Genomic DNA, 22,040 nt, shown 5'->3' on the forward strand with positions numbered 1-22,040 from the left:
GTGCGGCTCGTTCCGTGGCGCGAGTGTCCGATCCGCAGTACCGTCGGCAGTAACGAGTAACCAGAAGTTACTTGTGCGGGAGGTTCTGATCGTGACTGAAACACTCAGTACGAGAGGGCCGGCGCCCGGCCCTTGTTTCAGCTGACACAGCGTCACCTGACACCAGAGCCGTCCGGCCCAGCGAGCTGAGTTTGCGCGGGTGCCGCGCAGACCTAGGAGCCCAACGTGACTGCATCACGCTCCGTCTCTGCCCACTCGGCCCGGGCTGATCTATCAGCCGGGAATCATTCGGGAGATGCACTTCGCACGTACGTCTTGGATACCTCGGTACTACTGTCCGATCCATGGGCTGTCACTCGATTCGCCGAACACCACGTGGTACTCCCACTGGTCGTGATCAGTGAACTCGAAGGCAAACGGCACCACCACGAACTGGGATGGTTCGCCCGAGAATCGCTCCGCATGCTCGACGATCTACGGATCGAATACAGCCGCCTCGACCGTCCGGTGCCGATCGGCACCGAGAACGGGACGCTGCAGGTCGAACTCAATCACACCGACCCTGCGGTCTTGCCAGTCGGATTCCGCACGGACAGTAACGATTCGAGGATTCTGGCGTGTGCGCTGAACCTTGCGGCGGAGGGCAAGGACGTAGTCCTCGTCAGCAAGGACATTCCGCTTCGTGTGAAGGCGGGCGCGGTGGGACTACCTGCCGACGAGTACCACGCTCACGACGTCGTGCCCTCCGGATGGACGGGTATGACCGAGCTGGACGTCGCCTCGACGGACATCGACGAGCTGTTCAACGAGGGTTTCCTGGACCTCGACGAAGCGCGAGATCTGCCGTGTCACACGGGTCTTCGCCTGCTCGGTGGTTCGTCGAGCGCCCTCGGTCGGGTGACTCCCGACAAGCGCATCCAGTTGGTGCGCGGTGAGCGCGAGGCGTTCGGGTTGCACGGCCGCTCCGCCGAGCAGCGCATTGCGCTCGATCTCCTCATGGACGAGAGCATCGGCATCATCTCTCTCGGTGGTAAGGCGGGCACCGGTAAATCGGCCTTGGCTCTGACGGCAGGTTTGGAAGCCGTTCTCGAGCGGCGCACTCAGCGCAAGGTTGTCGTCTTCCGTCCGTTGTATGCCGTTGGCGGACAAGAACTCGGCTACCTTCCCGGTAGTGAGAGCGAGAAGATGGGCCCGTGGGCTCAGGCCGTTTTCGACACTCTCGACGGGTTGGCCTCGCCAGAGGTTCTCGAGGAGGTTCTCGCCCGCGGAATGCTGGAAGTGTTGCCGCTGACGCATATTCGCGGTCGGTCGCTGCACGATTCGTTCGTGATCGTCGACGAAGCGCAGTCGCTCGAACGAAATGTTCTGCTGACAGTGCTTTCTCGTCTGGGAACCGGCTCGCGAGTGGTCCTCACGCACGACGTCGCGCAGCGTGACAACCTGCGAGTGGGCAGGCACGACGGAGTTGCGGCCGTCATCGAAAAGCTCAAGGGGCACCCGCTTTTTGCGCACATCACACTCACGCGCAGTGAGCGTTCGCCGATCGCCGAGTTGGTGACCGACATGCTCGAGGAGTTCGGCCCCACTTCCTGAGAAGTGATCTCCCCGTGCGGACTTCGGTCTGCACGGGGAGATGCCTGGGTTTGAAGTTGTTCAGTTTTGCAGCGGTCCCAGTTCGTTGTCGAGAACTTCCTGCACGACACGCATCGCCGCCAGTCCGGCCGGCGCGCCGCAATACGCGCTCGCGTGGATCACGGTTTCGACGATCTCGGTGCGTGTCAATCCGTTTCGCAATGCCCCACGTACGTGGCCTTTGAGTTCGTTCTCGGCGCGCAGCGCGATCAGCATCCCCAGATTGATCAGACTGCGACTGCGGCGATCGAGTCCGGGACGCGTCCATACCGAACCCCAGACGTTGGCCGTCACGAAGTTTTGCAGTTCTTCGCTGTCCGTTCCCCGGGTGCGCTCGAAGGCGGCGTCGACGAAATCGGTCCCCATGACTTCGGTGCGCACAGCCAATCCGGCGTCGAAGGAGTCAGGCGTGGTGTTTTCGGACATGGCAGGTTCGCTCGCTTTCGGCAGGTGATTTCAGGCCGGAGCAAGCCTACTTCGTGTCCCGGTCCCGACGACTGCGCGGCCGACCGCGGTTACCACGCCCCACGCGACGTCTCGCAGACTGAAGTAGTCCCGCCAGACGCAGACCTTGCCGTCGCGCAGTTCGAAAGTTCCGCATACCCAGAACTCGATGCGCAACGGTCCGACAGTGAGGATGTCGGTGCGTTCGGTGAGCACCGTGGACTCGTCGCCGACGATGTGGTGCATCTCCGCCTCGAATTTCAGTGAAGGCTTGGTGACCAGACGAAGCGCTCGCACGACGGTCTTCTTGCCTCGCAGGGTGGGGAGCGAGACGTTCTGCCAGACGATGTCGTCTGTCATCAATTCGGCTGCGGCGTCCACGTCGAAATCGGTGAGGGCCGCGAACATTGCGTTCACCGTGGCTGTCGAACTACTCATGGGGTGTCCTTGGCTGATTATTCGGCCGGTGTTGCCCGGATGAAGGTACCGAGATGATCGTGATCGAAGTACTCCAAGGTTAGCGAGTTTCCGTCGAAGGTGGCCTTCGAGACCGTCCCGGCCGGTGCGTTCTCGCCGCTGAGCGGGAACGTGAAGGTGTTTCCGTCCCAGTGGGTCAGAGGGTACGTCGCGGCCGCGGGACCCATGGTCAAGGTCAGCGCACCGTTCTGCTGCGTCACGAGCGCGGGACCCCAGTACGGATTGCCGTAGTCGCCGGTCAATTGGTCTGTCGGTGGCGCGGGAGCGGGGGAGGCCGGCGGCGTCTTCCCGGCAAGTTCGCCCTCAGGGTCGGCTTGTGAGGCAAAGGACGCTTCGTACAGCGGGCGCCACTCGCGGGTGATCTTCCCGAACTGCACCAGATCGGCGAATTCGGCGGTCAAGGTCTCTGCGACGCCGGTGGGCGTGCCGTTGGTCAGAACGACTATGCCGACGTCAGCGGAGGGAATCGTCACGAAATTGGTCCCGGCACCGAGCAGGAAGGCGCCGGAGTGGCTGGCGGTCACACGGCCTGCCGCGCTGTCGGAAACGTTGAACCCGTAGCCGTAGAAGCCGGAGCGTTCCCCGATTTCCTGCGCATGGCGCGAGACGATTTCCGGGTTGACTGCGGGCACGAGCGCCTCCGTCTGAACGACCTGCTGCCCCTGATACCGACCGCCCGACAGCACCATGTCCAACCACTTGGCCATGTCGTTCACCGAGGAGCTGACTCCACCGGCGGGGGATTGGGCGTCGGCGTCCCGAACCGGCCCTACCTTGTACTTTCCGTCTTCGAGGATGTGGCCGACTGTTCGATTTTCTCGGGCTTGGTAATCGGCGAACCGCGAAGACGTCGATGTCATACCGAGCGGACCGTAGATCGTGTTCTGCGACAGCGTTTCCCAATCGGTGCCCGCCGCGGCTGCAACGGCCTCCGCACCGGCAGTGACGCCGAAGTTCGTGTACTCGTATGTGATTCGGAAGGGGTTGAGCGGTAGTTGGCGAAGTTTTTCGAGCACCTGGGCCCGGTTGTAGCCCAGGTCCTCCAGCCCGTCGCCGGCGTGGTCCGGTAACCCCGACCGATGCGTGTAGAGATCGGAGATCGTGAGGTGGTCGGTCACCCACGGATCGGCAAGCGCAAACCCCGGCAGTTTCGAGATCACCGGAGTGTCCCAGTCGACGGTCCCGATTCCGACTTCGTGGGCGACCACCGTGGCCCCGACCGATTTCGACACCGATGCCAGTTGGAACACGGTGTCGGCATCGACGGTGGCGCTCTTACCCAACTCGCGAACCCCGAATCCCTTTGCGTACACAGTCTTACCTCCGTGCACCACGGCCACCGCCATGCCGGGAACACCGGAACTTGCCATGAGGTCGTTCGCGAGGCCGTCGAGCTTCCCGACCGCGTCGTCGATTTGCCCGTCCGGGATCGGCACCCCGGCGTCGAGACCCGGGCTGGCGTCGCTGACGACCGGCCCGGGCGCCGAGGTGGTGTCTGAATCGGACGAGCATCCGGCGAGCAGGGCGACCGTCAGTACTACCGGAACCGCCGCTGCCGACAGTCGCGAGCTGTTTCTACTGGTGATGGACACGAGATTCTCCCTAGCAGGGTTGTCGTCGGTACCACTCGGTCAATCCAGTATCGGGGAACGGCGGGCTGATATTGGGACAAATCGGGAAACCTTGTAGCTACTTCGGGGTCTTGGTTGTCAGACTGCCGAGAATGGAGCCTTCCGTGACCGGCTTCCAAGGGAGCAACAACGCGACCAGCAGAGCGGTGATCAATGCTGCTCCGACCGTGAAGTACGACGCGATGGCGAAGCCTTCCAGGCATGCGGTCTTCATCGTGTAGATCAGACTGTCCTTCTGCTGCTCGAAGAGCGGACTGATGTCGCGGGAGCGGATTTCGATGACGCTGAGCACGGACTCACGAGCGAAGCCTTTCTCCTGCGCCGACATCACGGCGTCGGGAATGGCGTCGACGATCGGAGCCACCTTGGACGTGTAGTACGAGGCGACGATCGAACCGATGACGGCGACGCCCAGGGTCCCGCCGAGCTCACGCGTCGTGTCGTTGACTGCCGAACCTGCCCCCGCTTCGTCGAGGGGCACCGAGGACATGATGGAGTCGGTCGCCGGTCCCTGGACAATTGCGAGGCCCAGACCCATGAGGACCATCGAGATCACGACGGGTCCGAGGTAGGGCGTCTCGACGGTCGTCCGACCCGCCAGGTACATCCCGCCGCTGAGTACCAGGAGGCCGAACACCATCACTGCAGTCGTGCCGAGTTTCTGTGCCGCCAAGGTGGCGACTGGGGCGCCCACGGCGACAGCTGCAGCGAAAGGCAAAGAGTGGATGCCGAATTCGAGCGGCGAGTACTCCCGAACGCCCTGGAAGTACTGCGTGATCAGGAACAAGAATCCGAACATGCTGAAGTAGCTGACAGCAATAGCCAAGGCGGGGAAAGAAAACCGCCGGATTCGGAAGAGATTCATGTTCAGGATCGGCGCGTCGGTGCGCAGTTCCCATGCGACGAATGCGGCCAACAACACTGTCGCAGAGAGGTATCCCGTGATGCTGAATGTCGACACCCATCCGCGATGTGGTGCGTCGATGATGGTCCACACCAGAATGACGATGCCCAGTAGCGACAAGATTGTTCCGACGAAATCGAATCGGCCGACGTGGAGCGCCTTCGATTCCGGAACAACCAGCAGCACACCCACGATGACCAACAATGCTGCCGGAACATTCATCCAGAACACCGAGTGCCAGGAGAAGTGCTCGAGAAGCCAGCCGCCCGCAGTCGGGCCGATGGCAATCGCGAAGCCGGCCATTGCGGTCCAGGCCGCGATGGCGATGGCTCGTTCTCTGGCGTCGGTGAAGATGTTGGTGATCATGGCCAACGTAGCCGGAAAGACAGCTGCGGCAAAGACACCCATGGCGGCTCGCGCCATGATCACCTGTTCGAGGTTGGAAGCCAAGGCGCCGACGAGCGACATCGCACCGACGCCGATCAAGCCGATGATCATCACTCGGCGGCGTCCGAAGCGGTCACCCAGGTGGCCGAAAGTGAGTAGGAACCCGGCGAAGGTCAACGTGTACGCGTCGACGATCCACTGCAGGTCGCTGACGCTGGCGAACAAGTCGACGCTCATCGTCGGCAGTGCGACGTTGACCACTGTGTTGTCCAGCACGACAAGGAGTTCGGCGAGGCAGATGAAGATCAGCGCAGTGAATCGACGGGACTTGGTCATCATGGGCGCCGAGGGCGCCGGTGCAAGTGTGTGAGACATGTTTGTACGCCATCTCTGCTCCTGCGCGGACGGCAGCAGCGGTTGGAAGAAAGAGGGTTGGTCAGCTCGGGGCCGAGACCAGAGCCTTGAGGTGAGCGCCGATGCGATCGAGAGGCGCCGTGGTGTGCTGAGCTTTTGCCATCAGGGTTGCGCCTTCGATTGACGCGATCACGACGGTTGCCCACTGTGCTGCAGTCTCGGACGGCTGTCCCTGCTGCCAGAAGAACGATGTGAGAAGCGATTCCCACGAGGTGAAGGATTCGCCCGCAGCAGTTAATGCCGCCGGCGTCGACGCGCCCTCCACTGCCGCGGCTGCGACCGGACAGGAGGAGGTGAAATCGCTCTCTACCAAGCTGTTTCGAAATATCGTGACAACCGCGTCGATGATCTCCGGTGGGGAAGACTGAGCGATCATCGAACTGATGGCGGCACTGACGCCCCGGCCGAAGTAGGCAACTGCTTCGCCGGCCAGCTGTCCTTTGCCCTCGGGAAAGTAGTGGTACACCGACCCGCGGGGAGCTCCCGAGCGTTCGACGATCTCGGTGAGCGAGGTCGTCGCGATCCCGTGTTCACGGAAGGCATTGATGGCGCCGACCAGCATCAGAGTGCGGGAATCGGAGTCGGCCATCCCGCCATCGTATGCAATCGCAGTGCTGTTCGAATCATCTGGTGCCGCTGATTCTCTTGGTACTCCCCACTTGCGACGCGCTGCGGCGATCGGACAACGCGTCTGCGGGCCGGTCATGGCAACGAGGCGTCTCGAGGTGTGTTCATCACTGCCTCCCAGTATGTCGATCGGTATAGGAACGAATCTGAGACTAGATGTAACCGACAGACACAGTCAAGTGTTGTGTGCAGGTGGTGGGTATCGACGAAGATTCTTGGTGGCAAAACTCCCCGAACAGTGGTTATATCGTGCGGTATAGAGCTGTTGCTTCGAGCACCAGCTTCGGAGGAGAGGAAACGACATGCCGGTACCGACGTCAGTTGCACGAAAACGAAGAATCGAAGTCGCAGTCGGGAAGTATTTCGCCAATCCGCTGGTCACCGGATTGAATCGGATCGGTTTGATGCCGTCGTTGATGACCGAGATCGAGACGGTTGGACGCCGAACCGGTCTGACCCGCCGAGTGCCCGTTGCGATCACCTACGACGGTGACGAGGCGTGGGTCATTGCGCAGCATGGCACCGGCGCGGGGTGGGGTGCCAATATCTCTGCGACGCCGAAGGTTCGGATCCGTCGCCGCGGCGAGTGGGTGGCCGGACAGGCCCAGATCATGCCGGACGACGACGTGCCGGCGCGGGTGAAGACATTTGCGTCGGGGAAGATCAGATCGGCGCTGACGGCCTCTGCCTTTCGCGGATTGCAGACCGACCCGGTCAGTGTTCGCATCAAACTCGCACTCGATTCGTCAACCGATTGAATCAACGGGAGTTGAAATGGCCGGTGCGGAATGACCCGGTGCGTTCTCGTCGTTGACGAATGCAGCGGTGGCGCGATCGCCACTCCACACGACGAAGGAGCAGGATCATGCGCATCGGAATCATCGGAGCCGGTCAGATCGGTGGCACGCTCACACGTAGGCTCGCTGCGCTCGGTCACGACGTGCGCGTCTCGAACTCGCGGACACCGGACACGCTTGCAGAACTGGAAGCCGAGACGGGTGCGAAGGCAGTCCGCAGCACCGAGGCCGCCGAGGGTGCCGAGCTGGTCATCGTGAGCATTCCGCAGAAGAACGTGGTTGATCTACCGGCGGGGATTCTCAGCGGTGCGGTCGCAGGTGCCCCGGTCATCGAGACCAACAACTATTACCCGCAACAGCGTGACGGTCTGATCGCCGCCATCGAGGACGGACAGACCGAAAGCGGATGGGTGCAGGAACACCTGGGTGTACCGGTGTTCAAGGCGTTCAACGGAATCTGGTGGAAGCATCTCCTCGAGAAGGGGCTTCCCGAAGGTGCAGAGGGGCGCATTGCGCTACCCATCGCCGGCGACGACGACGCGAACAAGCAGGTCGTCTTCGATCTGATCAATCAGTTGGGCTTCGATCCCGTCGATGCGGGAACGATCGACGATTCCTGGCGTCAGCAGCCGGGAACTCCCGTGTACGGCAAGGATTTCGATCGCGAAGCGACGCTGAAAGCATTGGCCGAGGCGAGCCCCGATCGCACCGACGAGTGGCGGGCAACCACTACGGTGTAGGGAAAAGTGTGGCGGTTTCCGAAGTGGAAACCGCCACTCTTTTGTTTGTTCAGTCCTTGACCTTCGCCATCGCCAGAACGTCGAGACGCTTGTCGAGTTCTTCCTCGCTCAGCTTGTCCGGGACGAGTCCGCGCTCGATGACGACCTGACGGATCGTCTTCTTCTCTTTGAGCGCCTGCTTCGCGACGGCTGCGGCTTCCTCGTAACCGATTGCCGAGTTGAGGGGCGTCACGATCGACGGCGAAGATTCGGCGAGTGTCTTGAGGTGCTCCTCGTGCGCGACCAGTCCGCTGACGCACTTGTCGGCGAACAGTCGAGAGACGTTGGCCAGCAAGGTGAACGACTCCAGCAGGTTGCGGGCCATGACCGGGATGTAGACGTTGAGTTCGAAAGCTCCGGCGGCGCCACCCCACGCGATGGCGGCGTCGTTTCCGATCACCTGAGCCGCAACCTGAGTGGTTGCCTCGGGCAGGACCGGGTTCACCTTTCCGGGCATGATCGAGCTTCCCGGCTGCAGATCAGGGAGTGCGATCTCGCCGAGTCCGGTCAGCGGACCCGATCCCATCCACCGAATGTCGTTGGCAATCTTCGTCAGTGAGACGGCGATGGTCCGCAGCGCGCCCGATGCCTCGACCAGTCCGTCACGCGCGGCCTGCGCTTCGAAGCTGTTCTTCGCCGGAGTCAGCGCGTCGACGCCGGTCGACTTGACCAGTTCGGCAACAACTTTGGGGCCGAATCCATCCGGAGCATTGAGACCGGTGCCGACTGCTGTTCCGCCGATCGGCAGCTCGCCGAGGCGGGGGAGTGTTGCGTTGACGCGCTCGATGCCGGCCTCGATCTGACGTGCGTAGCCGCCGAACTCCTGACCGAGCGTGACCGGCACAGCGTCCATCAGATGGGTGCGTCCGGATTTGACGACGGTCTTCCACTCGGTCGCCTTCGTGGCAAGCGCAGCATGCAGATGTTCCAGTGCCGGAACAAGATCGGTGACCGCTGCTTCGGTAGCTGCGACATGCGTGGCGGTGGGGAAGGTGTCGTTGGAGGACTGCGACATGTTGACGTGATCATTGGGATGTACGTCCACACCGGCGGCCTTCGCGATGGATGCGATGACCTCGTTGGCGTTCATGTTCGAACTGGTTCCCGAGCCGGTCTGGAAGACGTCGATGGGGAACTGATCGTCGTGCTTGCCTTCGGCGATCTCGTTCGCGGCGGCGATGATTGCGTCGGCCTTGTCCGCGTCGAGGAGTCCGAGGTCCTTGTTGACCTGCGCACACGCTGCTTTCAGCAGGCCCATTGCGCGGATCTGGGTGCGCTCGAGCGGGCGCCCGCTGATCGGAAAGTTCTCGACTGCACGCTGGGTCTGTGCTCGCCACAGTGCGTCGATGGGCACCCGAACTTCGCCCATGGTGTCGTGTTCGATTCGGAACTGTTGATCGTTGCTCTCCGTCATGGCTCCACATTGCCACTTTTCGAGAGCGGGTAGGGGACTACGTCCCCCGTGAGCGGTTGAGGAGTGCAGGGACTCCCTAACCACTCACGGGGCGGAGCCCATCAGAACGTCGGGGGAACCGCGCCCTCTTCGCCGTCGAAGTCGACGGAGCTGTACTCGCGCAGCTTCTCGAGACGGTGGTACGCGTCGATCATGCGAACGGTGCCGGACTTGCTACGCATCACGATGGACTGCGTGCTGGCGCCGCCGCCGTAGTAGCGGACGCCGCGCAGGAGGTCACCGTCGGTGACGCCGGTGGCGCAGAAGAAGACGTTCTCGCCCGAGACGAGATCTTCGGTGGACAGGATCCGATCGAGATCGTGACCGGCGTCGATGGCCTTCTGACGCTCTTCGTCGTCGGTGGGGGCCAGCTTGCCCTGCAACGATCCACCCATGCAGCGCATGGCTGCTGCGGCGATGATGCCCTCTGGCGTTCCGCCGATGCCCACGAGCATGTCGGTGCCGGACTCCGGACGCGCTGCGGCGATCGCGCCGGCAACGTCACCGTCGGAGATCAGACGGATACGAGCGCCGGTGTCGCGAACGTCCTGGATCAGCTGGTTGTGACGCGGGCGGTCCAGGATGCAGATCGTGATGTCGGAGACCGACGCCTTCTTGACCTTGGCCACGCGCTTGATGTTCTCGGCGATCGGTGCGCTGATGTCGATGACATCTGCGGCATCCGGCCCGACAGCGATCTTCTCCATGTAGAACACGGCCGACGGATCGAACATCGCGCCGCGCTCGGCAACAGCCAGAACAGAGATCGCGTTGGGCATGCCCTTGGACATCAAGGTGGTGCCGTCGACCGGGTCGACGGCGAAGTCACAGTCGGGGCCGTCGCCGTTTCCGACCTCTTCGCCGTTGAACAGCATCGGCGCTTCGTCCTTCTCGCCTTCACCGATGACGACGATGCCGCGCATCGAGACTGAGGAGACGAGCTGACGCATGGCGTCGACGGCTGCTCCGTCGCCGCCTTCCTTGTCGCCGCGGCCTACCCAGCGGCCGGCAGCCATAGCACCGGCTTCGGTGACTCGGACCAATTCGAGTGCGAGGTTACGGTCCGGGGTCTCACGATGAGTGCTGCTGGCCGTCATGTGCGGTGCCTCCTGGCGCGGTCGCGGTCGACGGGGTGTGTCGACGCAGTGGTTTCTTCAGGCGTCATTGTCCCAGATGGGAGCGGCTACGTGCGCTGTCGGGTCGCCGCAGAGACGTTTTGTCTCGCTCGAGGGGGACCGGGAATCGTATCTACTGCGGAGTACCTGGATACTGGGGGTGTGGCATCGAAGAAACCCCGCATTCTCGAAGACAACAAAGACATGGTCTGGTCTCTCGTACCGTTGGTGCTGTTCTGCATCATCATTGCGGGCATCGCCAGCCAGTGCACGTTCAGTCCTGGCGGCCCGACACAGGGGCCTATCCCGAGCGTCGACGTGGACGCAGCTCTGAACTACGACGCGAAGGAACTCGGATTTCCCATCCGTAATCCCGGTGTTCCGGACGGGTGGACTCCGAACTCCGGCAGTCGCAAGATCATCTCCGGCGACGGCGGCGGAGATTCGAGCACTGTGGGATTCATCACGACCAGTGGTCGCTACATCCAGCTGACACAGAGCAACGCCGAGGAATTCCCGTTGGTGTCACATGTTGCCGGTGGACAGCGATTCGCGACCGGAGTCGAGACCGTCGGTGCCGATACGTGGAACGTCTTCGGCGGCGAAGGTGTCGAGTCGATCTGGGTCACGGACGTCGGGGATGTTCGCCTGTTGCTCACGGGCGCGGCGACGCCGGAAGAGTTCCGGATTCTTGCCGAGAAGGTCGGCGCAGCGCAGCCGATCACGCCATAGGATTTGCGGTCGGAGCGGACGCTACTCGTCCGCTTCGGCCAGAGCCTTTTCGACGCGGGCCCTCGCGCCGGCCAAGTGCTCTTCACAGCGCTTGGCCAACGCTTCGCCTCGCTCCCACAGTGAGAGTGACGCGTCGAGGTCCAGACCGCCCTGTTCGAGAATCTTCACGACGCTCACCAGTTCGTCCCGGGCTGCTTCGTAGCCGAGTTCGTTGATGTCGGTGTCGGTGTCGGTGGCGTTGCTCATTTTTCTCTTCCCATCACTGCGGCGCGAACGGCGCCGTCTGCAAGTCGAACTCGAATCTGGGTACCGGGTGGCGCGTCCTCGACCGAGCGCAGAACCTCCGGATCGCCTTCGGCGACAACACGTTGCACGACTGCGTATCCGCGGGCCAGCGTCGCGGCGGGGCCCAGCGTGGTGAGCCGGGCGCGCAGATGCTCGATCGTTCGGGACTCGGAGTCGATCAACCGAGTCACATCGCGTCGTCCGGCGGCTTGGAGCCTTTCGACCTCCTCGGCGCGACGGTCCACCGCGAGCAGCGGTGATGCCATGACCGGTCGAGTGCGCAACTGTTCGATCAGATGAGACTCACGCTTGACCCAGCTGCGCAGTGCCGCAGCGCTGCGGTCACGCAGATCCGCAACCAGGGCAGCTTCCGCAACCGCGTCGGGTACGACGCGCTTCGCAGCGTCGGTGGGTGTGGCTGCGCGCAGGTCGGCGACGTGGTCACTGAGCGGGCTGTCCGGCTCGTGTCCGATGGCACTGACGATCGGCGTCGTGCAGGCCACGATGGCGCGGCACAGCGCTTCGTCGGAGAACGGCAGGAGATCCTCGACGCTTCCGCCGCCGCGAGCGAGGATGATGACGTCGACTACCGGGTTGGCGTCGAGTTCCTTCAGCGCTTCGATGATCTGGGGAACAGCAGTCGGACCCTGAACCGCGGTGTTACGCACTGCGATGGCAACTGCTGGCCAACGACGATGGGCGACTGAGACGACATCCTTCTCGGCCGCACTGGCTCGGCCCGTGATCAGGCCGATCGTGCCGGGCAGAAACGGAAGCGGCCGTTTGAGCCGCGGATCGAACAAGCCCTCGGCCGCGAGCAAGGCGCGCAGTCTCTCGATGCGGGCAAGCAGCTCACCGATACCCACGGCGCGAATCTCGGTGACACGCAACGACACCGTTCCGCGTCCGGTGTAGAACGAGAGCTTGCCGAACATCACGACACGCGAGCCCTCGGTCAACGGCACCGGGGAGTTGTGCAACAACTGCGGTGAGCACGTGATCGACAGCGACATGTCTGCCGACGGATCACGCAGGACGAGAAAGGCCGTTCGGGTACCGGGGCGTGCATTGATCTGGGTGATCTGACCTTCGACCCAGATGCTGCCGAGCCGATCGATCCAGCCGGCGACCTTGGCGGAAACCGTGCGGACCGGCCACGGCTGCTCGGCGCTACTGGCGCCGGACGATCGCTGCGATGAAGCGGGGGGCGTTGCGGAAGTCACTTTGCCTTGGCTGTGGTGATGCGGTTGGTGAGCATGGTCTGGAACGGTGCGCGAGCGAGCGTCGCATTCTCGTAGTCCAGGACGGCGGTCAGCTCGTCGATGCTGAGCGTCCGGATGCGCGCACGGAGCTGTGCGAGTGTGAGGTTGGGGTAGTCGAGTTCGGTGACGATCTCGGGCTCTTCGGCAGGCTTGTCCGTCGTAGCTGCCGTGGATTCGGACTCGGCGCCGGGTGCGGGTTCCTCGATGGGGGCAGTCGGCTCGAGCGAGTAGAGCGCGAAGCGACCGGCGTTGGTCGGGGTGTCAGCGGTGGTCGATCCGGTGGAAGACGTCGGGTCAGCAGGCGCGTCGACGTCTTCGTCGAAGACCGCCCACTCGGGCTGTTCGTCCTCGGAAGACCAGTTGATCAGTGCAAATGCCTGATCGCCCTTGATGGCCAACGAGGTGATCGACTGCTGCACGCGCATGCTTGTCTGCAGCATCTGGCTCACGGCGGTCATCGGCAGGGCGACGGCGGTGGTGGGCAGCTTCTTTGCCTCTTCCATCGCGGTGACGGCGAGTCCCGCGGCAACGCGCGCCACGAACGGTGGTCGGATCATTCCCACAGCTTGCCGCAAAGCTCCGACAATCGGTAGCCGACTTGCCTGTGACGGCCGTACTCGTTTACTTCGGAACCTTCGATCGGATCCCGAAACCGAGGTGTTCACGTTTGCCGGAGTGTCTCACGTTCGAGGTGCCAGTAGGCTGGTCACATGTCTTCGGCTGTTCCTCTCAATCTCGGTATCGCGCACTCGGCTGATTCGCCGTCCACCCGCAAGGGCAGCGCCAAGCGCGTGCTCCTCGCCGAGCCTCGCGGCTACTGCGCCGGCGTCGACCGCGCGGTCGAGACCGTCGAGAAGGCCCTCGAGAAGCACGGCGCTCCCATCTACGTGCGTAAGGAGATCGTCCACAATCGCCACGTCGTCGAGACGCTCGAAGATCAGGGCGTGATCTTCGTCGACGAAACCGACGAGGTTCCCGAGGGATCGTTGCTCGTGTTCTCGGCGCACGGTGTGTCGCCGGCCGTCCACGACTCGGCTGCCGAGCGGAACCTGCGCACGATCGACGCGACGTGCCCCCTGGTCACGAAGGTGCACCAGGAAGCGAAGCGATTCGCCCGCGACGATTACGACATTCTGCTCATCGGCCACGAAGGCCACGAGGAGGTCGAGGGCACCGCAGGTGAGGCTCCCGATCACGTCACCATCGTCGACGGCCCGGATTCGGTCGACGCGGTCACGGTTCGTGACGAGTCGAAGGTCATCTGGCTTTCCCAGACCACACTGAGCGTCGACGAGACGATGCAGACCGTCGCGCGCCTGCGTGAGCGCTTCCCCAATCTGCAGGACCCGCCGTCCGACGACATCTGCTACGCCACGCAGAACCGTCAGGTCGCGGTCAAGGCGATGGCTCCCGAGTGCGATCTCGTGATCGTGGTGGGTTCGCGGAACTCGTCCAACTCGGTTCGCCTGGTCGAGGTCGCGCTCGGGGCGGGCGCTGCCGCGTCGTACCTGGTCGACTACGCCCGTGAGGTCGATCTCGCGTGGCTCGAGGGTGTCCAGACAGTCGGCATCACGTCAGGCGCATCGGTACCCGAGGTGCTCGTGCGCGGCGTGATCGAACTTCTTGCCGAGCACGGATACAACGACGTTCAACCCGTCACCACTGCCAACGAGACTCTGGTGTTCGCCCTTCCCCGTGAATTGCGAGCAGCGCGCACGTCCTGAATCAAGAAAATGCGGGGCACCTTCCATCTGGAAGGTGCCCCGCATTTTTGTGCTACCGGGCGCGTCTGTTCAGGGCTCTTCGCGATCGCGGTACCGAACTCGCGGCGGCGGATACGCGGGAAGATCGACTCCGGGTGGGCGGCGGCGAGGGGGCAGCGGCGGCGATACGTCGTCACCCGAAGCGAAGAAGGGCTCCATCCGCTCCTCACGTCTGGGCGACGGAGTGGGCTCGGGCGCCCGGCGGCGACCGTACGACGGGTAGTCGTCGTCTGCCACGGGCCGACTGTCGGGCTGGGGGCGACGCGTAGGCGGTTGGTGCGTGCGATCGACCCTGGGGGGCTGAGGGCTTCTCCGAGGCGGCAGCGGACGCTCGTCCTGGATTGGCTCGCGCCTGGGGGTGCTTCGGTAGGCGGGCTGCTCGTCCACCTCGGGGGCGCGGCGACGCGGGGGCCCGGGGACGGGCGCGTCCGAGACTCTGCGTCGACGCCCGGTCTCGGGTGCGGGTTGTTCTCGCGTGGCAGCCGCAGAGGAGTCACGAGTGGTGGCCGCCGAGCGGCGGGAGCGGGTCGAGCGCGCGGGCCCGGTGGGGCGCTGATTGAGCAGGAAGTATCGGAAGCCACCGATGATCAGCACGACCACGGTTGCGGCCAACATGATCGGAAAGCGGTTGACCAACGGGTACGCGATGTTGATCGCGATATCGCGCAGCGCGGTGCTGTTGTCCTTGCCGATGAGCGTGTGCCCGATCGGCACCGCAGCGAAGAGCAGCAACGGCGGTTGGGCCATCGCGGTGAAGAGTGCTTTGTTCGAAGCGGCAACCACAGCGAAGAGACAGCCCAGGAAGTAGAACGTCGAGAACACCGCGGTGAGCTCTCCGCCGCCTCCGGTGGCATCGATCAGTACGCCGACGGCGGTCACACCGGCAGCAATCAGGATCACTCCCCACCAGGGCAGGCCGGGGACGGTCACGATGAGCGATCGCTTGTCCAGCGGTACCCCGGAGCGAGCACGTTGGGTTGCAGACACATAACGACATTAGCGGTTCTTGCGTTGTCGGCCGTGTTTGTGCGGGTCGTGGCTGGCGCATTTATCGACGCGATGGCGCGATGGTTTCGGGTTCTTCGCCAAACGAACCGGACGGATTGTGTGCAGGGTCACCGGACGCTCGTGGGTTGGGGCACACCGACGAAGCCGTCAGCGTGGGAGATCGGCGGTGTCGGTGGGCTGCTCTACCGTCGGATTCATGAAGATTCTGCACACCTCCGATTGGCATATAGGTCGCACCTTTCACGGGGTCGATCTGTTGGCCGATCAGGCGAGTGTGCTCGGTTCCATCGCAGATTCCGTCCGCGAACACGGCGTCGACGTCGTGGTCGTGCCCGGTGACATCTACGACCGCTCGATTCCCAGTTCCGACGCGGTCACCGTGTGCAATCGAGGCTTCGAGGCAATCCGGGCGGCGGGGGCGGTCATCGTCGCGACGTCCGGCAATCACGATTCCGCGGTGCGGCTCGGAGCCGGGGCATCCTTTGCCGCTGCCGGCGGCTTGCACTTGATCACCCGAGTCGGCCAGATCGGTACTCCGGTGATGCTGAGCGATCAGTTCGGGCCCGTCGCCTTTTACGGGATTCCGTATCTCGAGCCGGAGATCACGCGCGTCGAGTTGGACGTGCCCCGGGCTCGTACTCATTCCGACATCCTCGGAGCGGCCATGTCGCGTGTTCGGCGAGATCTCGCTGAACGAACGGCTGCCGACCCCGCGACTCGATCGGTATTGCTCGCCCATGCCTTCGTCGTGGGCGGTGAGGCCTCTGAATCGGAACGCTCCATCTCGGTCGGCGGAGTGGAGACCGTCGCAGTGGGCGAGTTCGACGGCGTCGACTACGTCGCCCTCGGACACCTGCATTCTCCGCAGATGCTCTCGGAGAGTGTTCGATACTCAGGCTCACCGTTGCCGTATTCGTTCGGTGAGCGCAGCCACCGTAAGGCGGCGCTGCTGATCGAACTCGACGCAGCCGGCCTGTCGTCGGTGCAGCGCCTGGATCTCCCGGTCATTCGGGGGCTGAGCCAGGTAGTGGGGACACTCGACGAACTACTCACCGAGTCGAAATATGCCGATTCCGAGCAGTGCTATGTCTCCGCATTGCTCACCGACCCGGTCCGCCCGGTCGATGCCATGAGGCAACTTCAAGCCCGTTTCCCGTTTGCCGTTCATCTCGAATGGCAAAGGCCGGAAGGACAATCGGATCTCAAGTACCGCGACGCGGTTCGTGGTCGAACCGACATGGAGATCGCCCGCGGCTTTGTCTCGGCAGTGCGTAGTGACCCGTCCGAGCGTGAGGTCTCGTTGATGACCGAAGCGCTCAGCGCTGCCGCGCGCGCCGAGGAGTCCACGGTAGAACTGGGTGAAACCGCGTGAGACTGCACAAACTCGAAGTCAGCTGTTTCGGGCCCTTTGCCGACACGGTCGAAGTCGACTTCGACCGTTTGGGTGCAGACGGGTTGTTCCTTCTTCACGGCGACACCGGGGCAGGAAAGACCACGATTCTCGACGCGGTTGCGTTCGCCCTGTACGGGCGGGTGCCGGGCGCGCGCAACGAGGGCAAGCGATTGCTGTCGGATCACGCGCCGGCCGGTTCGGTGCCGCGCGTGGAACTGGAGGCGACCATCAGTGGTCGCCGAATCAAACTCGTTCGCAGTCCGGAGTATTCGCGCCCGAAGAAGCGCGGGACCGGTTCGATTACCGAGAATGCCAAGGCCACGCTGACGTGGTTGGACGGCCGCGGCGAGAACCTTTCGCGCATCCCTGACATCGGTGACGAGATCAACCGTCTCATGGGCATGAGCGCTGATCAGTTCTTCCAGGTGGTGCTCTTGCCTCAGGGTGAGTTCGCCAAATTTCTGCGCGCCGAAAGCGATGAGCGAGGCAAACTGCTCGAGCGTCTGTTCGACACCAAGCGTTTTGTCTCCGTCGAGGCATGGTTCGACGCCAAACGAAAGGCAAGTGCTACCGCGCTCGCCGCCAGGGAGCAATCCGTGCGTCTGCTGCTCGCGAAGGTCGAGACTGCCGCTGGGCTCGAGGTGGGCGCCGAGGCGCACCCACTGGAATGGTCGCGCAAACTCCTCGCCGAGGCTCAGGACACCCGCGATGCAAGTCTCGCCGAGATGGTGACCGCCAAAGATGCAGCAGCCGAGGCTAATCGGGTGCTCGCAACGGCGCAGCGAACCGCAGAGCTGCTCGTTCGCCGTAATCGTGCGACTGCTGAACTCGCAGCATTCAACACGGGCACCGCGCACCGATTTGCGATCGGCGCCGAACTCGAGACCGCCAGGCGGGCTGTGCAGGTAGCTGCTGTCGCCGACGATGTAGAGACTGCCCGCGTGGGTCTTGTCGCATCGCTCGAATCGATGAACACCGCGATGTCGACCTACTCGGCAACGGGCGGGCCGGAGATTTTCGAGCCGGGAGTGTGGCCACCCACCGACGATGAGCGTCAACGCGTCGTAACTCGGATCCGGACCTGGCGTGACGAGATCGTTCGTCTCGACGCGATGGCGGAGGACGCTCGCAGAGCCGATGCGGCGGAAGCCGAGGTCGAAAAACTCGGAGTTCGGCGAGACGCCCTGTCCGAGCGCATTGATGCCATCGCGGTTGAACGCACCGAACTGCCAGAACTGGTACGCGCGGCCGGCCGAAGATTGGACGACGCGCAACGCGCGCATGCCACTCTGCCCGGCCTCGAGGCGGCACTCGTCAGAGCGTCGGATGCTGCGACGGCGGCCCATGAAATCGTCTCTCTGCGTGCGCAAGCCGAGAAGATTCGTGTGCAGGTGTTGGATGCGCGCGACGTCCATCAGAGTGCTCGCGGGCGCTGGCTCGATCTCGTGCAGAAGCGTATCGAAGGCATGGCGGCGGAGTTGGCGAGTTCACTCGCGCCCGGTGACCCTTGCCAGGTGTGTGGTTCGCGTGAACACCCTGCCCTGGCGCAGTCGGACGTCGTCACGGTCACCGAGCCCGATCTGGAAGCCGCGTCCGCAGCCGAGCGTGCAGCGGAGAAAGCCCTGAGCAAGGTAGTCGACCGCCAGGTAGCCGTCGACCGTGACATCGACCGCGTGATCGCCCGCGGCGGGGATGGAGACGTCGAAGAACTCGACAGGCTCCGCGCCGCGGCTCAGAGCGCCGTCGACGAGGCGACACACTCTGCCGGTCAGGTTGGAGTGTTGGCCGACAAGCTCGCGCAACTCAACGAGCGTGACGGCGAGCTGCAACAGGAATCGGCTTCTCTGACTGCCGAATTGGCAGCACTGACCGAGCGAATGACGACACTGTCGGCCACGGTCGAGCAGATTCGAGCGGCGATTGTCGCTGCGGTGGGAGAAGATTCGACCATCGCTGCTCGGCGCTCGCGGTTCGACAGGCTTGCCTCCGCGGCCACGGCGGCATCTGAGATGCGTGACGAGGCCGTTCGTGCGCAGGCGCGATCGGCGGAACTGTCGACCAAACTGGCCGCTGCGGCGGCCGCTGCCGGATTCGATTCGGTCGAGGCTGCGATCGAAGGGGTGAGATCGCCTGCCCGAATCGCGGCGATCGAAACCGAACTCGCCAAAGCGCGTGACCTCGAGGTGGCCGCTCGCACCATCCTCGACGACCCCGAGGTCGTTGCGGTGGGCGAAATCGAGACAGTCGACGTCGAGGGTCCTCGCAGCCTCGCCGTTCAATGCGCCGAGGTGGTGAACTCGGCTGTTGCAGCCGCATCCCTGGCCGAGAACCGTGTGTCGGATCTCGAACGGTTCAGCGGACAACTCGAGAAGGCATACGAGGCGGTTGCGCCCGAGCGGGAACTGCACGACGAACTCGCGGCCCTCGCCGACGTGATCGCAGGCAAAGGTCAGAACAGTCGCAAGATGTCGCTGCGAGCGTATGTGCTCGCTTCGCGGTTGGAAGAGATCGCCGTGTCGGCATCGGTTCGGCTGCAGCGGATGTCCGGGGGTCGGTACGAGTTCGTGCACAGTGACGAGGCAGGTACTCGGGGTCGCCGCGGCGGTCTGGGACTCGACATCCGCGACGACTTCACGGGAGTCGTTCGCTCGGCGAAGACGCTCTCCGGTGGTGAATCGTTCTTGGCGTCATTGTCTTTGGCGCTCGGACTCGCCGATGTGGTTGCGGCGGAGTCCGGCGGAATCGTTCTCGACACGATGTTCATCGACGAAGGATTCGGCACTCTCGACGCCGACACCCTCGACTCGGTGATGGCTGTGTTGGACGAGCTTCGCGACGGAGGACGAGTGGTGGGCATCGTCAGTCACGTGGACGAGATGAGGCAGCGAATCCCGAGTCGCCTGCACGTCATTCGCGGACGTGCAGGCTCCTCGGTGAACGTGATTGCAGGCTGATCAGGCCTTTTTGTTCTCTACCTCTGATTCGGCGTCGGCGTCGTCGTCTTGATCTTCGAGGATGTCCGACGCGTCGCCGGCGGGCATCGGCTCGTTGTCGCTTGCGCGCTCGTCGATCTGCTCTCCGATGTACCGGATGACAACTGCTGCCACCGCGGCGACGGGCACTGCGAGGAAGGCGCCGACGATGCCGTACAGCGAGCTACCGGCGGCCACGGCAAGCAGTACGATGACGGCGTGGAGTTTCATCGACTTGCTCTGCAGCACTGGCTGAAGGACGTTTCCTTCGATCTGCTGTACCGCCAGGATGATGATCAGCACGATGATGGCGGTGGTGAGACCGTTGGCCACCAGCGCAACCAACACGGCCAGGGCGCCGGCGACAAACGCGCCGACGATCGGGATGAAGCCACCGATGAACGTCAGAATTGCCAGCACCGGTGCCAGTGGGACGCCGAGGATCAGCAATCCGGCGCCGATGAAGACCGCGTCGATGAGGCTCACCAGCGCTTGTGTCCTGATGAATCCACCGAGCGTGTCCCACATGCGGGTGAGGACCTCTTCGAGATGCCGACCGGCGCGACCGCCGCCGACAGCGTGCAGCCAGGGGATGAACCGCGGTCCGTCCTTGATGAAGAAGAAGGCGAGAATCAGAACCAAACCGAGCGTGACCAACAAGGAGCTCGCGGTACTCACGCCGCTGAAAACGCCTGAAGCGATGGCGGTTCCACTTTCCTGCACCTTGGTGATGACGGCGTGGACGGCGTTGTCGATCTGGTCGTCCTTCAGGTTCAGGGGCGGACCCTGGAGCCAGTCCTGAACCTGGTTGATGCCCTCGGTGGTCTTGTTCGCGAGCTCGGGGGCCTGGCTGACCACTGACGGAACGATGCCTGCGATCACGCCGGCCAAGATTCCGATCGAGAGCACCAAGGTGATGCCGGCTGCCGCGGCGGGTGGCATACCGCGCTTGATCATTCCGCGGGTCGGCGGCCACATGACTGTCGCGACAACGATAGCCAGAGCCACCGGCAGGATGATGACCCAGAGCTTTTCGATCAGCCAGCCGAAAATCCAGGCGCCCAGCGAAATCGACGCCAACACCAACGACCACTTTGCGAGCCACATACCTCCTTGCCCGATGATCTCGCCGCGGTCGCGCTTGCGCACCCCTGCGGACGTCCCCTTGTCTTGCTCGCTCACTGATCGTCCTTTCCGTCGGCGCAGGGATCTCCTCGCCGATGTGCGAATCCGGTGATCTAGCTGAGCTGATCGTAACGACTGCGTGCGATAACTCGTGTGTTGCGCTGCAATACTGTGTTTTGAAGCATGCCGATCGGACTAACATTTCCGTCATGAGAATCGCAGCAGCAGTCGGGGCAGCAGCAATCGTCGTTCTCGGGCTCACCGCGTGTAGCACCGAGGATCAGGACAACGCGCAGAACAAGATCAGCGAAGCAGTCACGAGCGGGCAACAGGCGCTCGAGACAGCCAAACAGTCCGCGGGCAACGCCATCGATCAGGGCAAGACGGCGCTGTTCGTCGCCACGTTCCGTGGGGCTTACGCGCCGTTGGCGGAGAATCGCGACGACGCAGACATCGAGGAGATCTTGACTACCACGTGTACCGAGGTCGCCAACGGCACGGACGAGGCGCAGGTCAAGACCAAGATCACCGACCTGGCCGAGAACAACGGCAACAAGCCTACCGACGAGCAGGCCGGCCACATTTACGAACTCGCGAAGGCCACCTGCCCCTGACGGAGATTCACCAAGCGCGGGATTCAGCAGCAGCGGGCGCCTGGGTTGGCGTCTGCTGCTGCGTGCCGGCGGCGCCAGAACTCTCGTTCGCTGATCACCGGTGAGTCGGCGTGGTGGCGTCGGGTGTGCTCGACGTAACGCTGATAGTCGAGATCACCCATCACCGAGCGAACCCACCACAGCGTTCCGCGGAACGCTGTGGTGAGTTTTGCCGTCATGGTCATGG

At 63.4% G+C, this 22,040-nt stretch carries 21 protein-coding genes; 8 read left to right on the forward strand and 13 right to left on the reverse strand.

Features of this window, described 5'->3' with window-relative positions:
- The first annotated feature begins 225 nt into the window (after positions 1-225).
- Positions 226-1,593 (forward strand): PhoH family protein, encoded by a 1,368-nt coding sequence (locus P3G66_RS25405; protein ID WP_003945274.1) that lies wholly within the window; start codon positions 226-228, stop codon positions 1,591-1,593.
- Between the two features lie 60 nt (positions 1,594-1,653).
- Here the strand turns inward: P3G66_RS25405 and P3G66_RS25410 are convergent, their stop codons facing one another.
- From P3G66_RS25410 to P3G66_RS25430, 5 genes are all read right to left on the reverse strand, one after another.
- Entirely contained in the window at positions 1,654-2,058 is a 405-nt protein-coding gene (locus P3G66_RS25410) for a carboxymuconolactone decarboxylase family protein (protein WP_221741713.1), read from the reverse strand.
- 30 nt (positions 2,059-2,088) lie between these two features.
- Entirely contained in the window at positions 2,089-2,514 is a 426-nt protein-coding gene (locus P3G66_RS25415; RefSeq protein ID WP_007726363.1) for a limonene-1,2-epoxide hydrolase family protein, read from the reverse strand.
- 17 nt (positions 2,515-2,531) lie between these two features.
- Positions 2,532-4,145 carry a serine hydrolase gene (locus P3G66_RS25420; RefSeq protein ID WP_064689298.1) on the reverse strand — a complete coding sequence of 538 codons (1,614 nt, stop codon included), beginning with the start codon at positions 4,143-4,145 and terminating at the stop codon, positions 2,532-2,534.
- Between the two features lie 97 nt (positions 4,146-4,242).
- Entirely contained in the window at positions 4,243-5,814 is a 1,572-nt protein-coding gene (locus P3G66_RS25425) for an MFS transporter (RefSeq protein ID WP_050656893.1), read from the reverse strand.
- Positions 5,815-5,911: 97 nt separating this feature from the next.
- The gene (locus tag P3G66_RS25430; RefSeq protein WP_003945239.1) at positions 5,912-6,478 is read right to left on the reverse strand and encodes a TetR/AcrR family transcriptional regulator; all 567 of its coding nucleotides are present in this window, start codon (positions 6,476-6,478) and stop codon (positions 5,912-5,914) included.
- 340 nt (positions 6,479-6,818) lie between these two features.
- On the opposite strand from P3G66_RS25430, the gene P3G66_RS25435 reads away from it, so the two are divergent.
- Positions 6,819-7,274: a nitroreductase family deazaflavin-dependent oxidoreductase gene (locus tag P3G66_RS25435; protein WP_116058061.1), complete on the forward strand. Its 456-nt coding sequence runs from the start codon at positions 6,819-6,821 to the stop codon at positions 7,272-7,274.
- A 59-nt stretch (positions 7,275-7,333) separates the two neighbouring features.
- Entirely contained in the window at positions 7,334-8,053 is a 720-nt protein-coding gene (locus tag P3G66_RS25440) for an NAD(P)-binding domain-containing protein (RefSeq protein WP_080909223.1), read from the forward strand.
- 49 nt (positions 8,054-8,102) lie between these two features.
- On the opposite strand, the gene P3G66_RS25445 is transcribed toward P3G66_RS25440, so the two are convergent.
- The gene (locus P3G66_RS25445) at positions 8,103-9,506 is read right to left on the reverse strand and encodes a class II fumarate hydratase (RefSeq protein ID WP_003945220.1); all 1,404 of its coding nucleotides are present in this window, start codon (positions 9,504-9,506) and stop codon (positions 8,103-8,105) included.
- A gap of 101 nt (positions 9,507-9,607) precedes the next feature.
- Complete coding sequence (glpX, locus tag P3G66_RS25450) at positions 9,608-10,642, reverse strand: class II fructose-bisphosphatase (protein ID WP_003945202.1); 1,035 nt, start codon at positions 10,640-10,642, stop codon at positions 9,608-9,610.
- Positions 10,643-10,822: 180 nt separating this feature from the next.
- On the opposite strand from glpX, the gene P3G66_RS25455 reads away from it, so the two are divergent.
- The gene (locus P3G66_RS25455; RefSeq protein WP_003945206.1) at positions 10,823-11,392 is read left to right on the forward strand and encodes a DUF4245 domain-containing protein; all 570 of its coding nucleotides are present in this window, start codon (positions 10,823-10,825) and stop codon (positions 11,390-11,392) included.
- A gap of 21 nt (positions 11,393-11,413) precedes the next feature.
- Here P3G66_RS25455 and P3G66_RS25460 read toward each other — a convergent pair whose 3' ends face one another.
- From P3G66_RS25460 to P3G66_RS25470, 3 genes are read right to left on the reverse strand one after another with little or no spacing between them, the layout of a single operon-like run.
- The gene (locus tag P3G66_RS25460; protein ID WP_019744579.1) at positions 11,414-11,638 is read right to left on the reverse strand and encodes an exodeoxyribonuclease VII small subunit; all 225 of its coding nucleotides are present in this window, start codon (positions 11,636-11,638) and stop codon (positions 11,414-11,416) included.
- A complete protein-coding gene (gene xseA, locus P3G66_RS25465) occupies positions 11,635-12,900 on the reverse strand; it encodes an exodeoxyribonuclease VII large subunit (RefSeq protein WP_042920858.1) in 1,266 nt (421 codons plus the stop codon). The genes P3G66_RS25460 and xseA overlap by 4 nt, the downstream gene beginning before the upstream one ends.
- Positions 12,897-13,496, reverse strand: a complete 600-nt coding sequence (locus P3G66_RS25470; protein WP_276117282.1) for a lipid droplet-associated protein — start codon at positions 13,494-13,496, stop codon at positions 12,897-12,899. The genes xseA and P3G66_RS25470 overlap by 4 nt, the downstream gene beginning before the upstream one ends.
- 153 nt (positions 13,497-13,649) lie before the next feature.
- On the opposite strand from P3G66_RS25470, the gene P3G66_RS25475 reads away from it, so the two are divergent.
- Positions 13,650-14,663, forward strand: a complete 1,014-nt coding sequence (locus P3G66_RS25475; protein WP_003945273.1) for a 4-hydroxy-3-methylbut-2-enyl diphosphate reductase — start codon at positions 13,650-13,652, stop codon at positions 14,661-14,663.
- A gap of 69 nt (positions 14,664-14,732) precedes the next feature.
- On the opposite strand, the gene P3G66_RS25480 is transcribed toward P3G66_RS25475, so the two are convergent.
- Positions 14,733-15,689 carry a DUF6542 domain-containing protein gene (locus P3G66_RS25480; RefSeq protein ID WP_276117283.1) on the reverse strand — a complete coding sequence of 319 codons (957 nt, stop codon included), beginning with the start codon at positions 15,687-15,689 and terminating at the stop codon, positions 14,733-14,735.
- A 217-nt stretch (positions 15,690-15,906) separates the two neighbouring features.
- On the opposite strand from P3G66_RS25480, the gene P3G66_RS25485 reads away from it, so the two are divergent.
- Both P3G66_RS25485 and P3G66_RS25490 read left to right on the forward strand, forming a co-directional pair.
- Positions 15,907-17,082 (forward strand): exonuclease SbcCD subunit D, encoded by a 1,176-nt coding sequence (locus P3G66_RS25485; RefSeq protein ID WP_276117284.1) that lies wholly within the window; start codon positions 15,907-15,909, stop codon positions 17,080-17,082.
- Positions 17,079-20,057 carry an SMC family ATPase gene (locus P3G66_RS25490; RefSeq protein WP_276117285.1) on the forward strand — a complete coding sequence of 993 codons (2,979 nt, stop codon included), beginning with the start codon at positions 17,079-17,081 and terminating at the stop codon, positions 20,055-20,057. Before P3G66_RS25485 ends, P3G66_RS25490 begins: the two co-directional genes overlap by 4 nt.
- Here the strand turns inward: P3G66_RS25490 and P3G66_RS25495 are convergent, their stop codons facing one another.
- The gene (locus P3G66_RS25495; RefSeq protein ID WP_124567069.1) at positions 20,058-21,257 is read right to left on the reverse strand and encodes an AI-2E family transporter; all 1,200 of its coding nucleotides are present in this window, start codon (positions 21,255-21,257) and stop codon (positions 20,058-20,060) included.
- A 152-nt stretch (positions 21,258-21,409) separates the two neighbouring features.
- On the opposite strand from P3G66_RS25495, the gene P3G66_RS25500 reads away from it, so the two are divergent.
- The gene (locus P3G66_RS25500) at positions 21,410-21,814 is read left to right on the forward strand and encodes a hypothetical protein (RefSeq protein ID WP_276117286.1); all 405 of its coding nucleotides are present in this window, start codon (positions 21,410-21,412) and stop codon (positions 21,812-21,814) included.
- 23 nt (positions 21,815-21,837) lie between these two features.
- On the opposite strand, the gene P3G66_RS25505 is transcribed toward P3G66_RS25500, so the two are convergent.
- On the reverse strand, positions 21,838-22,038 hold the full coding sequence (locus tag P3G66_RS25505; protein WP_019744572.1) for a YbdD/YjiX family protein: 201 nt from the start codon (positions 22,036-22,038) through the stop codon (positions 21,838-21,840).
- Between the last annotated feature and the right edge of the window lie 2 nt (positions 22,039-22,040).

Source organism: Rhodococcus sp. C3V (genome assembly GCF_029269915.1).
GTDB classification, from domain to species: Bacteria; Actinomycetota; Actinomycetes; order Mycobacteriales; family Mycobacteriaceae; genus Rhodococcus_F; species Rhodococcus_F qingshengii.

Excerpts from the sequence above, each read along its gene's own strand:
- P3G66_RS25410 (WP_221741713.1), bottom strand. The coding sequence starts at position 2,058 with ATGTCCGAAAACACCACGCCTGACTCCTTCGACGCCGGATTGGCTGTG.
- P3G66_RS25415 (WP_007726363.1), bottom strand. The coding sequence starts at position 2,514 with ATGAGTAGTTCGACAGCCACGGTGAACGCAATGTTCGCGGCCCTCACC.
- P3G66_RS25425 (WP_050656893.1), bottom strand. The coding sequence starts at position 5,814 with ATGATGACCAAGTCCCGTCGATTCACTGCGCTGATCTTCATCTGCCTC.
- P3G66_RS25430 (WP_003945239.1), bottom strand. The coding sequence starts at position 6,478 with ATGGCCGACTCCGATTCCCGCACTCTGATGCTGGTCGGCGCCATCAAT.
- P3G66_RS25435 (WP_116058061.1), top strand. The coding sequence starts at position 6,819 with ATGCCGGTACCGACGTCAGTTGCACGAAAACGAAGAATCGAAGTCGCA.
- P3G66_RS25440 (WP_080909223.1), top strand. The coding sequence starts at position 7,334 with ATGCAGCGGTGGCGCGATCGCCACTCCACACGACGAAGGAGCAGGATC.
- P3G66_RS25445 (WP_003945220.1), bottom strand. The coding sequence starts at position 9,506 with ATGACGGAGAGCAACGATCAACAGTTCCGAATCGAACACGACACCATG.
- glpX (WP_003945202.1), bottom strand. The coding sequence starts at position 10,642 with ATGACGGCCAGCAGCACTCATCGTGAGACCCCGGACCGTAACCTCGCA.
- P3G66_RS25460 (WP_019744579.1), bottom strand. The coding sequence starts at position 11,638 with ATGAGCAACGCCACCGACACCGACACCGACATCAACGAACTCGGCTAC.
- P3G66_RS25470 (WP_276117282.1), bottom strand. The coding sequence starts at position 13,496 with ATGATCCGACCACCGTTCGTGGCGCGCGTTGCCGCGGGACTCGCCGTC.
- P3G66_RS25475 (WP_003945273.1), top strand. The coding sequence starts at position 13,650 with ATGTCTTCGGCTGTTCCTCTCAATCTCGGTATCGCGCACTCGGCTGAT.
- P3G66_RS25485 (WP_276117284.1), top strand. The coding sequence starts at position 15,907 with ATGAAGATTCTGCACACCTCCGATTGGCATATAGGTCGCACCTTTCAC.
- P3G66_RS25500 (WP_276117286.1), top strand. The coding sequence starts at position 21,410 with ATGAGAATCGCAGCAGCAGTCGGGGCAGCAGCAATCGTCGTTCTCGGG.
- P3G66_RS25505 (WP_019744572.1), bottom strand. The coding sequence starts at position 22,038 with ATGACCATGACGGCAAAACTCACCACAGCGTTCCGCGGAACGCTGTGG.